The sequence below is a fragment of the Actinoplanes sp. OR16 genome (assembly GCF_004001265.1).
In the GTDB taxonomy this organism is placed as follows: Bacteria; Actinomycetota; Actinomycetes; order Mycobacteriales; family Micromonosporaceae; genus Actinoplanes.
Genome location: NZ_AP019371.1, coordinates 8965211 through 8978307, shown reverse-complemented (window position 1 = coordinate 8978307; position 13097 = coordinate 8965211). Strand labels below are relative to the sequence as shown.

Below are 13097 nucleotides of genomic sequence, written 5' to 3'. Positions count from 1 at the left end.
CAGCATGACATCCTCCTCCGAATGGCCAGATCGACGAGCCCGATCGGCGTGCTCGATTCATCGGAACGACGAAGATGAATGATCCTCACGTAGGCCATGACAATTGCTACTGTAATCGGCCCTTCCCGGCTGCAAGTCTAATTCTGCAGAAAGCTTGAAACGGTCATCCGAGGCGAGTGGGCGGCAGTCATTTCCGTGAGACGGAAATGCATTCCGCCGCTCGCATTTCTTGTCGCGCGGAGAACGGGTCTTGTCGAGGGTCCGCGGCCGGAGGAACCGGCATCGTACGAGGGGGATTCCATGCACGTACGGCGATCAGCGTCGCCCTGGTTCTCGAGCGTATTACCCGGCCGGGCCACCCGTGCCGGCACCGACGCGCTGGCCCTCGCGGCCGCGCTCCTCATCGCCACGCTGCTGCGCCACGACGGCCACCTCGGCGAGACCGACTTCCGCGGCCTCCTCGTGCTCTCCGCGGTGGCGGCTGTCGTGCACACGCTGGCCGGCATCAACTTCGGCCTCTACACCGGGCGCTGGGCGTACGGATGCTTCGAGGAGATCGCGGCCCTGGTCAAGACGGCCGCCGTGGTGACACCGGCCCTCTTCCTGCTGGACACCCTCCTCGGCCGGCTCGTGCCCCGGTCCGCGATCATCGCGGCCGGCCTGTTCGCCCTGGTCCTGGCGGCCGGCGTGCGCTACACGGTCCGCCTCGCCAAGGACAGCCGGCTGCGGCCCTCGCCGGAACACGGCATCCGGGTCGTGGTGATGGGCGCCGGCGAGGGCGCCACCCAGGTCATCCGGGCCATGCTGCGCAGTCCCCGCAGCCCGTACGTCCCGGTCGCCCTGCTCGACGACGACCCCGGCAAACGGGCCTACCGGATCATGGGTGTCCCGGTGGCCGGCAACCGGGACGCGATGGCCGAGGTGGTCCGCCGGTTCGACGCCGAGGCCGTGGTCATCGCGATCCCGAGCGCCAGCGCCGACCTGATCCGCGCGCTCACCGACCTGGCCGAGCCGCTCAACGTCGACCTCAAGGTCGTCCCGCCGGTGGTCGAGCTCTTCGGCCGGACCGTCCGGGTCGAGGACATCCGCCCGGTCAGCCACGAGGACCTGCTCGGCCGCCGGGAGATCGGCATCGACCTGGCCGCCGTCGCCGGTTACCTGGAGGGCCGCCGGGTCCTGGTCACCGGGGCGGGCGGCTCGATCGGCTCCGAGCTGTGCCGCCAGGTCGCCCGGTTCAACCCGGCGAAGCTGGTGATGCTCGACCGCGACGAGTCCGGCCTGCACGCCGTGCAGCTCTCCCTCGACGGCCGGGGCATGCTCGACGACCGCAACCTGGTCGTCGCCGACATCCGGGACCAGCAGCGCCTCGACGAGGTCTTCGCCGAGCACCGGCCGCACGTGGTCTTCCACGCGGCGGCGCTCAAGCACCTGCCGCTGCTGGAGATGCACCCGTCCGAGGCGCTCAAGACCAACATCATCGGCACGTACCAGATCCTGCAGACGGCGATGCGGCACAACGTCGACCGGCTGGTCAACATCTCCACCGACAAGGCCGCCGACCCGTGCAGCGTCCTCGGCTACTCCAAGCGGATCACCGAGCGGCTCACCGCGGCGGCCGACGCGTCGGCGGACGGGACGTACTGCAGCGTCCGGTTCGGCAACGTGCTGGGCAGCCGCGGCTCGGTGCTCACCGCGTTCGCCGCGCAGGTCGAGGCGGGCGGGCCGATCACGGTGACCCACCCGGACGTCAACCGGTACTTCATGACCGTGCAGGAGGCGGTCCGGCTGGTGATCCAGGCCGGCGCGCTGGACAGCAACGGCGAGGTCCTGGTCCTGGACATGGGCGACCCGGTCCGGATCGCCGACGTGGCGAAGCGGATCGCCGACGCCGCCGACGCGCACATCCAGATCGTCTACACCGGACTGCGGCCGGGCGAGAAGATCGCCGAGATCCTGCTCGGCCCGGACGAGCCCGACCACCGGCCCAACCATCCGCTGATCTCGCAGGCGCCGGTGCCCCCGCTCGACGGCGGCGTGCTCTCGCTGCTCGACCCGTCGGCGAGCCGCACCGATCTGATCGCGGTGCTCAAGTGGCTGGCCGAAAGCCCGGCGCTGCCGGCCGTACTCCCGAAGGCAGTGGCGCCGAACGCCTGGCACCGCCCGGCGCCGCGCAGCAAGCCGCGGCACACCGAAGCCGTCCCACCGGCCCGGCTGCCGTGATCCGACGACCCAGGACCGCCCGGAAGCAGAAGAAGGCCGAGCAGAAGGCCGCCTCGATCATTAAGGAGATCACTCCCATGCGGGTCGTCATCGCCGGCCAGGGATACGTCGGGCTGCCGCTCGCGGTCCGCGCCGCCCAGGTCGGTCACCAGGTCGTCGGCTTCGACGTCGACGGCGATCGGATCAAGCGGCTCGCCGCCGGCGAGTCCTACGTCGACGACGTCTCCTCGGCCGACCTGCAGGACATCCTCGCCTCCGGCCATTTCCTGCCGTCGTCGGACCCGCGGTCCTGCGCCGGCTTCGACATCGCGGTGATCGCGGTGCCGACGCCGCTGCGGGAGGGGACGCCGGACCTCAGCTACATCGAGGACTCGGCCCGGATCCTGGCCCGCTACCTGCGGCCCGGCGCGACGGTGGCCCTGGAGTCGACCACCTACCCGGGCACCACGACCGAGCTGGTCGGCCCGATCCTGGAGGAGGGCTCCGGGCTGATCGCCGGCGTCGACTTCCACCTGGGTTACAGCCCGGAGCGCATCGACCCGGGCAACCGGGAGTTCGACCTGGCCAGCACGCCGAAGGTCGTCTCCGGCATCAACCCGGCGTCGCTGGAGCGGGTTCAGGGCTTCTACGCCTCGGTCGTCGAGCAGACCGTCCCGGTCTCCGACCCCAAGGTGGCCGAGCTGGCGAAGCTGCTGGAGAACACGTTCCGGCACGTCAACATCGCTCTGGTCAACGAGCTGGCGGTGTACGCCCACGACCTCGGCATCGACGTCTGGGAAGCGATCGACGCGGCGAGCTCGAAGCCCTTCGGTTACATGCGGTTCGTGCCCGGTCCCGGCGTGGGAGGGCACTGCCTGCCGATCGATCCGTCGTACCTCTCCTGGCGGGTGCAGAGAACGCTCGGGCAGAGCTTCCGCTTCGTCGAGCTGGCGAACGACATCAACAACCACATGCCGGATTACGTCGCCCGCCGCCTGGTCACGGCCCTCAACAACCGGCGCAAGGCGGTGAACGGGTCGACGATCCTGCTGCTCGGGCTGGCCTACAAGCGGAACAGCGGCGACGCCCGCGAGTCGCCGGCCCGCCGGGTCGCCGCGCTGCTGCTGGACATGGGCGCCGAGGTCCGCGCGGCCGATCCGCACGTCGTCGAGGACGCCCACGTGGACAGCCGGGTCGCCCGGGTCTCGCTCACGCCGGAACAGCTCGCCTCGGCCGACGCGGTGGTGCTGCTCGCCGACCACGACGCGTTCGACCTGGACCTCGTGGTCCAGCACGCCACCTACGTGCTCGACACCCGCCATCGCGTGACCGGGCCGAACGTCGAATCGATCTGAACCACCACCGGAGGTAGGAACGTGGTACGCACCCTCTGGAACGGCCTGCAACGTCTGGTCGCCGCCATCATGCTCTTCTTTCTGCTCCCGGTGATCCTCGCGATCGCCGCCTGGATCCGGATCGCCGACGGCAGGGGCGTCCTGTTCGTGCAGGACCGGGCCGGGCGGAACGGGAAGCCGTTCCGGATGCTCAAATTCCGGTCGATGGTGCACGACTCGGTCGCGCTCAGCGCCCGGCTCGGCATCGACGACCCGTTCGGCCTGGTCGAGAACGATCCGCGGATCACCCGGTGCGGCCGGTTCCTGCGCCGGACCAGCCTCGACGAGCTGCCGCAGCTGATCAATGTGGTGGCCGGTCACATGAACCTGGTCGGCCCGCGGCCGGACGTGCTGCCGCAGGTCGCCAACTACTCCGCGGAGGACGCCCGCCGCCTCGAGGTGAAGCCCGGCATCACCGGGTGGGCGCAGGTCAACGGCCGGGACGACATCGACTGGCCGCAGCGCTTCATCCTGGACCGCTACTACGTCGACAACTGGTCGCCGCTGCTGGATGTGAAGATCCTCTTTCGTACGGCGATCACGCTGCAGCGCGGGGAACCTCCCGTCCACGTCGACACCCTCAACATCGCGCGGCAGAAGACACCCGCTCACGAGGACGTGAAGAGTGCGGTCTGAGATCGGTTCGGAGTTCCACTGGGATCCGGCAGTCCTGACCGGCGGGGGGAACGACCTGCCCGCCGGCCGGCTGTTCGCGACCGGGTGTGGCGCGCTCAGCGAGCTGCTGCGGATGCTCGGGCCGGCCGGGAGGCTGCACGTACCGTCGTACTTCTGCATGGGTGTCGCCGAGGCGCTCTCCGAGCGGACGCCGATCGCCTGGTACCGGCATCTGCCGGACGGCCGGGGACCGCGCTGGGAGACGCTGCGGGTGCGCGACGGCGACGTGGTGCTGGCCCAGAACCTCTTCGGCCGGGAAGGGCGGCAGTACGGTCCGCTCTGGCGGGCGTGGATCCGCGCGCATCCCGGCATCCCGGTGATCGAGGACCACTCGCACGACCCGATCAGTGACTGGGCCCGGCGGAGCGAGGCGGCGTACGCGGTCGCCTCGCTGCGCAAGACCCTGCCCGTGCCGGACGGCGGCCTGCTCTGGTCGCCCCGGGGCCTGCCGCTGCCGTCGCCGCGCGGGCCGGAGAGCACCGGCGCGCACCTGAAACTCGCCGCGATGCTGCTCAAGGCGGCGTGGCGGGACGGCCGGCCGATCGACAAGGAGCAGTTCCGGTCGCTGCAGCAGCAGGGCGAGCACGAGCTGCTGGGCAGCCACGGGCCGGCCTGTGCCTTCACGAGGGCGGCGCTGCCGGTGATGGACGTCGCCGGGATCCGGGCCGCGGGCCGGGACAATGTGCGGGAGGTGGAACGGCTGCTCTCCACCCGTACCGGGCAGGGAATGAAGGTCTGGGGAGACGGCCCGTTCCGCCTGCAGCTGGAGTGCCCCACCTCCCCGGTGCGGGATGCGCTGCAGGCGCACCTGGCCGATCACCGGATCTATGCGCCGGTGCATTGGCGGCAGGAGCGCGGGCGGCTCTGGAGTGGTGATCACGACGCCGCCGAACTGGCCGGAAGATTCCTCACGCTGCCCGTCGACCACCGGTGCGGACCAGGGGATTTGTCGCGTATCGCGGAGGTGGTGCAGTCGTTCGCGCCGGCGCTGGCCGCCTAGGGTCGCGGGGATCGAGCGATCGGCATATCATCATTGCGTGATTTGTCGATCAACGCAGCGTGATCAAGGGCGGTGAGCCGATGACCACCGCGGGCTGGATCGCACTCGGCCTCGCCGTCTACGGCGCCCTGAGTTACGCGGTGGGATCGATCCTCCAGGCCGTCGGCGCGTCCCGCAGCCACAACACGGTGAGCACGCTCGGCCACCCGCTCTACCTGATCGGCATCGCCCTCGACATCTCCGCCTGGGTCGCCGCGATGTTCGCGCTGCAGCATCTCGCGGTCTACGTCGTCGAGTCGGTGCTGGCCGGTTCGCTCGCCGTCACCGCCGTGCTGGCCTGGCTCTTCCTGAAGTCGAAGCTGCGCCACCGCGACGTGGTCGCCATCGTCTGCACCGGCGCCGCCCTCACCACGCTCGCCATGTCGGCGGGCACGCAGCACGAGATGTCACCGACCTGGACCGTGCGGATCGCGTTCTGCTGCGCCGCGGTGGGCGTGGTGATCCTCGGCTGGCTCACCACGCGCATCGGCATCCCGGGTCTGATCGCCGGGGTCGGCGGCCTGTCGCTCGGCGGCGCCGCCCTCACCGGCCGGGCCCTCGCGATGCCGCCCGGCACGATGGACTCGTTCGGCACGGCGGTCGTCGCGATCGCCACCGAGCCGCTGGTCTGGGCTCTGCTGATCTTCCCGATCAACGGCATGATCCTGTACGCCAACGCGCTCCAGCACGGCGACGTCGGCCGGGTCACCGCCGTCCACTGGACCGGGGAGGTCGTCGGGCCCTCGGTCATCGCCCTGACCCTGCTCGGCGACACCGTTCGTCCCGGCTGGGAGGCGGCGGCGCTGATCGCCGGGATCGCGACGATCGGGGCCGCGGCGATCCTGGCCTACGCTCCCGCCACGGTGGCCGTGGAGAAGGCGGCCGAGGGTGCGCCGGGCACCGCGGTGACGGTTCCTCCGCAGTCGGGTCTCGCGCTGATCCCGGTCGAGGCGTGGCGGCTGGCCATCCCGCCCGAAGCGCACTGGCCGGCGTTGCAGCCCCCGCTGGTCCGCGGCTACGGGACGTTCGTGTGGTGGGGGTCGGCGTCGACGCCGCAGCCGCTGTGGGTGCCGCCGGACCGGACCCTCACCGTGCCGGGGTCGCTGCCCGCCTGGGCCGGTCCGCAGCTGCCGGACGGGCGCGGTGCCGCTGAGGCCGCGCCTGAGGTGCGGCGGGCGTCGCATCGGGCGCGGGGGCCCCGGCATTCGGCACGGGCGCTGCCGTCAGGCCGGCACTCGACCGCTGCCTGAGGTCCCGGTCTCCCGGCTGGGTATCTCCGATTTGTCGGAAATCCCGTCTCTATCGGATATTCCTGGCTTGTTGGATAGTCCATGGTCGATGAACGTGATCAGCCACGTGAAGCTCTCGTCCACATCGGTGTCCATCTCGAAGCCGCCGCCCGCCTCGATCACCGCGAACCCGTGGAAGACGCTCCGCATCATGCGCATGGCGTGGACCGTGTCGGCCCGGTCCACCGGATAGCCGGCGAGCACCGCCCGCAGCGAGTCCAGGACCCGCGCCCCCGCCACCGCGACCGGGTCGTCCGGCGATTGAGCGTTGAGGCGCATCGTCGCGGCGTACCGCCCGGGGTGCTCGACCACGTAGGAGCGGATCGCCTGTGCGGCGGCCGTCAGCGCGTCCCGGCCCGAGCGGCCCTGGAGGGCGTCGCGCAGGTCGTCGCCCAGCTCGGTGAGCGCCAGGACGGCGATCCGGCGGTGGATCTCGGCCTGGCTGCTCACGTGCTTGTAGAGTGACGGCGCCCGCACCCCGAGCCGGGTGGCGAGCAGGGCCATCGTGACGTTCGGCAGCCCCACCTCGTCGGCCAGGTCCGCGGCGGCGGCGATGACGGTGGCCTGGTCGAGTCCGGCCCTAGGCATTCTGGGCCTGCGCGTGTGCGGCCAGGAACGGCAGGATCAGCGCGACGGTCTCGTCCGGGTACTGCGTGTGCGGGTAGTGGCCCGCCCCGTCGATCATCCTCAGCGTGCCGATGCCGTCCGGCAGCGCGGCGACGATCGCCTCGCCCTCGGCGCGCGGGTCGGCCCAGTCCGGGTCGAGGGTGCCCTGGATGATCAGGACGGGCCGGTGTACGTCGGGCAGCGCCGCCCCGGCGTCCGCCGGCGAGGTCTGGCCCATCTTCTGCAGCGCCTTCATCCGGCCGGGCTCGCGGAGCATGGCCGCCATGTCGCCGAGCTGCTCGTCCCAGTCGGCCGGCTTGCGCCCGGGCACGGCGACGTCGAGGTACTTGTGCCACCACTTCACGCTGCCCAGCATGGCGGTCAGCAGCAGCCGGGTCATGCCGGTGCGGTACCGCTTCACCCGCAGGCTGCCGAGGCTGACCGCCTGGGCGCGGGTGAACGGGGCCAGCTCGACGACCCCGCTGACCAGCTCGGGCGCCCGGGCGGCGGCGATGGTGACCGCGCCGCCGGAGATCGATTGGCCGACCAGCACGGCCGGGCCGCCGAGGTGTTTCACCAGGGCGATCAGGTCGCCGGCGATGTCGCTCCGCGAGTACGACGACCACTCGGCACTGGACTCGCCGGCGCCACGCAGGTCGACGGCGGCGACCCGGTAGCCGGCGGCGACGAGCTGCGGCACCACGAACCGGTAGGAGCGGCGGCTGTCGCCCATGCCGTGCGCGAGCACGACCAGGGGGCCCTCGCCGGTGACCTCGTACGCGATGGTGCCGCCGTCGACGGTGAGCAACATGGTTCCTCCACGTGGCTAATGTTGTTAGCTAAAAGCTAACGGCATTAGCTTTTGCTGTCAAGGGGTAGCATCGGGTCCCGATGGCGCGCACCGGTCTGCGGCGCGCCGGCAGCACTGTCATGGCGCCGTCCCGGTCGCGCACGGCGCCTGGTCTTTGAGATCGGCTTCCGCGCCCACTCCTGGGCCTGGTTCCTGGGCCTAGGTTCCTAGGACGCCGCAGATGTGGCATGTCGGCTTTCCTGCCGAGGACTGAACACCTGTCACCTGGTCGGCGTAAATCCCAGGTAGACACTCCGGGAGGCGGCTATGGCTTTCGACGGCAGGCAGGGTGTGCGGCGGCTCGTCCTGAGCCACGCCGAGATGGCCGAGCTGATCGCGCGGGCCGGGGTGACGCTGCCGCCCGGGCTGATCCCCGACGACGTCGTGCCGAAAGGCGACTGGGCTCCCGAGGAGGAGCAGGCGCTCGCCGTGAACCTGGCGGTGCTGGCGAAGCCGATCGTGGCCGTGCGGATGGAGACCGCGGTTCCGGGCCGGGTGCTGCGGGGGCTGTTCAGCATCTCCGGGCATCTCGGCGCGAGCCTGTTCAGCCTGGCGGACGCCTCGGTGGAGCTGTCCCTCTTCAACGCCGTCGACCTGGGGGCGGAGCTGCTCAGGGCGGTGCCGCCCGCCGCCGGGACCGGGGAGCCCCTGGACGGCGTCGTCGACCTCGCCGACCTGGAGTGGCAGTCCTGGACCTGGCAGCGTGACGACGACCTCGCGGCCCGTGCCCGACAACTCACCTGCGGCAGCCTGTCCGCCCTGGTCACCGGGGGTTCACCGGACGGCGCGGTGATCGCCGGGCAGATCGCCTGGCTGCTGACCGGGGATCGCTGGACCGGGCTGCGGCCGATGAACGACGGCAGCCGGAAGGTGCGCCTCGAACCCGTGACCCGCGCCGACTTCCCCGTCTGGGTGGCCGCGATCATGGATGCGGAGTCACCGAGCCGGCCCTGACGGGACGGCGAAGACCGCGTGCGCGCCGTCGCCGGGCGTATTCGTCATCCGCCACTACTGACGGTTCTGATTCCGTCACACATCGAGAAGCATGACGGTGACAGCTTCGTGACGATTCAGGAGGCGCACCATGTCAGGCAACAGAGCGGTTGTCTACCAAGGTCCCGGCCGGGTGGAGGTGGTCGAGCTCGACTACCCCAGCTACGAGGTCAAGGACGGCCCCGGCGTCAACAAGATGAACGTCGGGCGCAGAACTCCGCACGGCGCGATCCTCAAGACTGTCGCTACGAACATCTGCGGTAGCGACCAGCACATGGTCCGCGGGCGTACCACCGCCCCGGAGGGCCTGGTCCTCGGGCACGAGATCACCGGTGAGGTGATCGACGTCGGGCCGGACGTCGAGTACATCCGGGTCGGCGACGTGGTCTCGGTGCCGTTCAACATCTCCTGCGGCCGCTGCCGCAACTGCAAGGAACGCAAGACCGGCGTCTGCCTCAACGTGAACCCGGATCGTCCCGGTTCGGCGTACGGCTACGTCGACATGGGCGGCTGGGTGGGCGGCCAGGCGGAGTACGTGATGGTCCCGTACGCCGACTGGAACCTGCTCAAGTTCCCGGACCGTGACCAGGCCCTGGAGAAGGCCCTGGACCTGGCGATGCTCAGCGACATCTTCCCGACCGGCTACCACGGTTGTGTGAGCGCCGGCGTGACGACCGGTTCGACGGTGTACATCGCCGGCGCCGGACCCGTCGGCCTGGCCGCGGCCACGTCGGCGTTCCTGCTCGGCGCGGCCGTCGTCATCGTCGGCGACCTCAACGACGAGCGGCTCGCGCAGGCCCGCAGTTTCGGGTGCGAGACCATCAACGTGTCGAACGGCGACCCGGTGGAGCAGGTGCAGCAGCTCCTCGGCCGCACCGCCCCGGCGATCGGCCAGCCCCTCGTCGACTCGGCCGTCGACGCCGTCGGTTTCGAGGCCCGTGGCCACGGCCGCGACTCCGGCACCGAGATGCCCGCCACCGTGCTGAACTCCCTGATGGACCTCACCCGCGCGGGCGGCGCCATCGGCATCCCCGGCCTCTACGTCACCGGTGACCCGGGCGGCGTCGACGAGGCCGCGAAGGTCGGCTCCCTCTCGATCCGCCTCGGCCTCGGCTGGGCGAAATCCCACTCCTTCGTGACCGGCCAATGCCCCGTCATGAAGTACAACCACGGCCTGATGATGGCGATCCTCCACGACCGCGTCCAGATCGCCAAGAACGTCAACGCCACACCCATCTCCCTGGCCGACGCCCCGCAGGGTTACCAGGACTTCGACCAGGGCGCGGCACGCAAGTACGTCCTCGACCCGCACAACACCATCCGCCGCTGATCTGCTCCGCTCCCGCGCCGCGCTTCTCTCCAGCGCGGCGCGGCTCATGCCCTTCCTTCGGCCCGTTGGAGCCGTCCGCCGGGTACGGCCCGGCCGTCTCCGAGCCGACCGCGGCGGCGCACGCGGCGGCCGCCGCCGACGGGGTGACGCCGGTCAGCAGCGGCGCCGAGACGAGGGCGGCGCCGCCCACCGCGGTGAGCATTCTGCGCCGGGACATCACCGGGAGGTCGTAGGTCAGGCCCTTGTCGTGCATAGCATCGAAGTCTATGAATGTACTGTGATTGGTCATCTCAGAAATAGACGTCTTCATGCGCTTTCTCGTACGACCGGATCTCGCTGAACCGGCCGTCCAACGCCAGCCGGACCCAAGACGGGTTGCCGAGCAGGATCCGCCCGAGCGCCACGAGATCGAACTCGCCCTGATCGAGACCGGACTCGAGACGTTCCCGGTGCGCGAAGTCCGACCCCAGCGCGACCGACCCGACCGTGATCGACGGCAGACCGGTGATCCGGCGGGCCCAGCCGGCCAGGTTCAGGGGCGAACCGTCGAACGCCGGTTCCCAGAAGCGCCGCTGTGACGCGTGCAGGACGTCGGCGCCGGCGGCCGCGAGCGGTTCCAGCAGAGCCGCCAGCTCGGTCGGCGAGGAGGCGATCCGGGCGCTGTAGTCGCGCTCCTTGAACTGCGAGAACCGTACGATCAAAGGCATCGAGGCCGGAAGCTGCGCACGGACCGCGGCCACCACCGTGGCCGGGAAGGCCGCGCGCCGGGCAGGAGTTCCGCCGAACGCGTCAGTGCGCTGGTTCGTGACCGGCCAGAGGAACTCGTCGAGCAGGTACCCGTGCGCCGCGTGGATCTCCACGGCGTCGAAACCGGCCGCCACGGCGACTCGCGCGGACGCGGCGAAGGACTCCACAATGGTGTCGATATCGGTCACGGTCATGTTCGACGCGGTCAAGAATGGAGCGGCTCTCTCACTACCGAGGTGCCAGAGCTGCGCCGCGATCCGGCCACCGGCGGAATGGACCGCGGCGGTCACCGGCTGCCAGGCCGGAGCGGAGACCATCCGCGGGACGGTCGTCTCGTGGCTCGCGCTCGGATGCCCGACCAGCGTTCCCTCGGTGACGATGAGGCCGACGCCGTTCTCGGCGCGGCGGCCGTAATACGAGGCCACCTCGGCCGACGGGACCCCGCCCGGGGAGCGGAACCGGGTCATCGGCGCCATCACGAAACGGTTCGGGAGGGTGAGTCCGCCGATGCGGAACGGGGTTGTCAGCGTCATGCGGTCACGCTAAGACTTGACACCGATGTGAAGTTCAAGAGCGAGTGAGGTACGAGACATGCGGATCGGCGACCTCGCGGCGGCGACCGGGGCGAGCGCCCGTTCGCTGCGCTACTACGAGGAGCAGGGCCTGCTCGTCAGCGAGCGCAGCCCGGGCGGCCAGCGCGGTTATCCGGAGGCCGCCGTCGAGCGGGTCGGGCTGATCCGCTCGCTGCTCGCCGCCGGCCTGACCAGCGCGGCCATCCGTGACGTGCTGCCGTGCGTGGCCGACGAGTCGATCCGCACGCCGTGGCTCGCCGCCCGTCTCGGCGACGAGCTCACCCGCGTCGAGAGCCAGATCGCGGACCTGCACCGCACCCGCGACATCCTGGCCGGGCTCATCAATCAATACAAGATCAGCGGTACGGGGGGAAGCGCCCTGTCAGGGAGTCAGGCGTGAGAGGACCGGCGAGTTTCTCGTACGCGATCGGGTCCGTGATCACTCGCCAGGTGTGGAAGTCCTGGCGCAGCGACCCGAACGCCGCCTTGTAGCGGAACAGCGAATCATCCGACCCGCCCAGCCCGCCGCCGATGTGGAAGACCCGGTTGCCCCGGTCCCGGCCCCACAGCCGGACCTCGTGGTAGAGCAGCTTGTCCGCCCACCAGATCTGCCCGTCCCGGGTGGACTGCAGATGGGTGTGCATGATCCCGCCGTGCTCGCCGGAGGAGTGCGAGAAGAACAGGTTGCCGCCGAGGACCGTGCCCTCGTGCACCGCCACGGCGAGATGCAGGCCGGATCCGAGCGCCGCGCGCAGCCGGTGGAAGTGGTCCCGCTCGAAGAAGTAGAAGTCGGTGGCGCCGACCCGCCGCATCGTCGCGTGATACGTCGAGATCCATTCGTCGAGCAGCGAGAAGTCGTCGAAGACGATCTCCACACCGGCCCGCTTCGCCTTGTTGATCTGATTGCGGTGGGTGCGGTGCGTCTCGCTCCACAGCTGCTCCGGCGAGAGCGTCAGGTCGATGGCCACGGTCTCGCCGTGCCGTACCACCGTGCCGACCCTCTCCAGGGAGACGGTCGGCGCCGGCAGCAGCGGATGCAGCCGGACGAACGCGGTGATCGCGTCGTGGCAGCGCAGCAACTCGGCCATGGCCCGGGCAGCGCGCGCCCAGAACCCGGTGTTGTCCGGGGAGACGTCGCTGACCGGGCCGGGGTATCCGTACGGGGAGACCGCGTCCCGCAGCCCGGTCTCCGGGATGGTCCGCAGCACGAGGGGGACCAGCAGCACGTGATCGGCTTCGTCGTACCGGAACGCCGCCGGCGTGCCACCGGCCAGTTGCGCGTCGAGCTCCACGTAGCCGGGCAGGTGGTACACGTCGTGCCGGGCACGGTCGAGCGCGTCAGCCCACGCCGTGTCGCCGGGTTCCAGTAGGGCGCCTTCGGCCATCGGTCATCCCTTCGCGAG

General features: G+C 70.6%; 13 protein-coding genes. 9 read left to right on the top strand and 4 right to left on the bottom strand.

All coding sequences use genetic code 11. The features are described 5' to 3' along the window. The first annotated feature begins 300 nt into the window (after positions 1–300). The 5 genes from EP757_RS41265 to EP757_RS41245 all read left to right on the top strand — a co-directional run bounded on the left by EP757_RS41265 (position 301) and on the right by EP757_RS41245 (position 6557). Positions 301–2220, top strand: a complete 1920-nt coding sequence (locus EP757_RS41265) for a nucleoside-diphosphate sugar epimerase/dehydratase (RefSeq protein ID WP_127553762.1) — start codon at positions 301–303, stop codon at positions 2218–2220. A 77-nt stretch (positions 2221–2297) separates the two neighbouring features. Continuing rightward, positions 2298–3554 (top strand): nucleotide sugar dehydrogenase, encoded by a 1257-nt coding sequence (locus EP757_RS41260; RefSeq protein ID WP_127553761.1) that lies wholly within the window; start codon positions 2298–2300, stop codon positions 3552–3554. Between the two features lie 21 nt (positions 3555–3575). Beyond that, positions 3576–4229 (top strand): sugar transferase, encoded by a 654-nt coding sequence (locus EP757_RS41255; RefSeq protein ID WP_127553760.1) that lies wholly within the window; start codon positions 3576–3578, stop codon positions 4227–4229. Next, positions 4219–5268, top strand: a complete 1050-nt coding sequence (locus EP757_RS41250) for a hypothetical protein (protein ID WP_127553759.1) — start codon at positions 4219–4221, stop codon at positions 5266–5268. Before EP757_RS41255 ends, EP757_RS41250 begins: the two co-directional genes overlap by 11 nt. Positions 5269–5348: 80 nt before the next feature. Next, the gene (locus tag EP757_RS41245) at positions 5349–6557 is read left to right on the top strand and encodes a hypothetical protein (RefSeq protein ID WP_127554689.1); all 1209 of its coding nucleotides are present in this window, start codon (positions 5349–5351) and stop codon (positions 6555–6557) included. Here EP757_RS41245 and EP757_RS41240 read toward each other — a convergent pair. Both EP757_RS41240 and EP757_RS41235 read right to left on the bottom strand, forming a co-directional pair. After that, positions 6531–7184 (bottom strand): TetR/AcrR family transcriptional regulator, encoded by a 654-nt coding sequence (locus EP757_RS41240; protein ID WP_127553758.1) that lies wholly within the window; start codon positions 7182–7184, stop codon positions 6531–6533. The genes EP757_RS41245 and EP757_RS41240 overlap by 27 nt on opposite strands. Then, a complete protein-coding gene (locus EP757_RS41235) occupies positions 7177–8013 on the bottom strand; it encodes an alpha/beta fold hydrolase (protein WP_127553757.1) in 837 nt (278 codons plus the stop codon). Before EP757_RS41235 ends, EP757_RS41240 begins: the two co-directional genes overlap by 8 nt. Positions 8014–8319: 306 nt before the next feature. Here EP757_RS41235 and EP757_RS41230 point away from each other — a divergent pair, with 306 nt between their 5' ends. From EP757_RS41230 to EP757_RS43130, 3 genes are all read left to right on the top strand, one after another. After that, entirely contained in the window at positions 8320–9006 is a 687-nt protein-coding gene (locus EP757_RS41230; RefSeq protein WP_127553756.1) for a hypothetical protein, read from the top strand. Between the two features lie 130 nt (positions 9007–9136). Beyond that, on the top strand, positions 9137–10375 hold the full coding sequence (gene fdhA / locus EP757_RS41225) for a formaldehyde dehydrogenase, glutathione-independent (protein WP_127553755.1): 1239 nt from the start codon (positions 9137–9139) through the stop codon (positions 10373–10375). Between the two features lie 65 nt (positions 10376–10440). After that, positions 10441–10608: a hypothetical protein gene (locus tag EP757_RS43130; RefSeq protein ID WP_160166021.1), complete on the top strand. Its 168-nt coding sequence runs from the start codon at positions 10441–10443 to the stop codon at positions 10606–10608. A gap of 57 nt (positions 10609–10665) precedes the next feature. On the opposite strand, the gene EP757_RS41215 is transcribed toward EP757_RS43130, so the two are convergent. After that, a complete protein-coding gene (locus tag EP757_RS41215) occupies positions 10666–11655 on the bottom strand; it encodes a 12-oxophytodienoate reductase (RefSeq protein WP_127553754.1) in 990 nt (329 codons plus the stop codon). A 58-nt stretch (positions 11656–11713) separates the two neighbouring features. Between EP757_RS41215 and EP757_RS41210 the strand changes: the two genes are divergently transcribed. Next, positions 11714–12094: a MerR family transcriptional regulator gene (locus tag EP757_RS41210; protein ID WP_127553753.1), complete on the top strand. Its 381-nt coding sequence runs from the start codon at positions 11714–11716 to the stop codon at positions 12092–12094. Here the strand turns inward: EP757_RS41210 and EP757_RS41205 are convergent. Continuing rightward, entirely contained in the window at positions 12051–13079 is a 1029-nt protein-coding gene (locus tag EP757_RS41205) for a GNAT family N-acetyltransferase (protein ID WP_127553752.1), read from the bottom strand. The genes EP757_RS41210 and EP757_RS41205 overlap by 44 nt on opposite strands. Positions 13080–13097: the final 18 nt, after the last annotated feature.

Bases quoted from the DNA above. Each gene is read 5' to 3' on its own strand.
- EP757_RS41265 (WP_127553762.1), top strand. From the start codon at position 301: ATGCACGTACGGCGATCAGCGTCGCCCTGGTTCTCGAGCGTATTACCC.
- EP757_RS41260 (WP_127553761.1), top strand. From the start codon at position 2,298: ATGCGGGTCGTCATCGCCGGCCAGGGATACGTCGGGCTGCCGCTCGCG.
- EP757_RS41245 (WP_127554689.1), top strand. From the start codon at position 5,349: ATGACCACCGCGGGCTGGATCGCACTCGGCCTCGCCGTCTACGGCGCC.
- EP757_RS41240 (WP_127553758.1), bottom strand. From the start codon at position 7,184: ATGCCTAGGGCCGGACTCGACCAGGCCACCGTCATCGCCGCCGCCGCG.
- EP757_RS41235 (WP_127553757.1), bottom strand. From the start codon at position 8,013: ATGTTGCTCACCGTCGACGGCGGCACCATCGCGTACGAGGTCACCGGC.
- EP757_RS41230 (WP_127553756.1), top strand. From the start codon at position 8,320: ATGGCTTTCGACGGCAGGCAGGGTGTGCGGCGGCTCGTCCTGAGCCAC.
- fdhA (WP_127553755.1), top strand. From the start codon at position 9,137: ATGTCAGGCAACAGAGCGGTTGTCTACCAAGGTCCCGGCCGGGTGGAG.
- EP757_RS41215 (WP_127553754.1), bottom strand. From the start codon at position 11,655: ATGACGCTGACAACCCCGTTCCGCATCGGCGGACTCACCCTCCCGAAC.
- EP757_RS41210 (WP_127553753.1), top strand. From the start codon at position 11,714: ATGCGGATCGGCGACCTCGCGGCGGCGACCGGGGCGAGCGCCCGTTCG.
- EP757_RS41205 (WP_127553752.1), bottom strand. From the start codon at position 13,079: ATGGCCGAAGGCGCCCTACTGGAACCCGGCGACACGGCGTGGGCTGAC.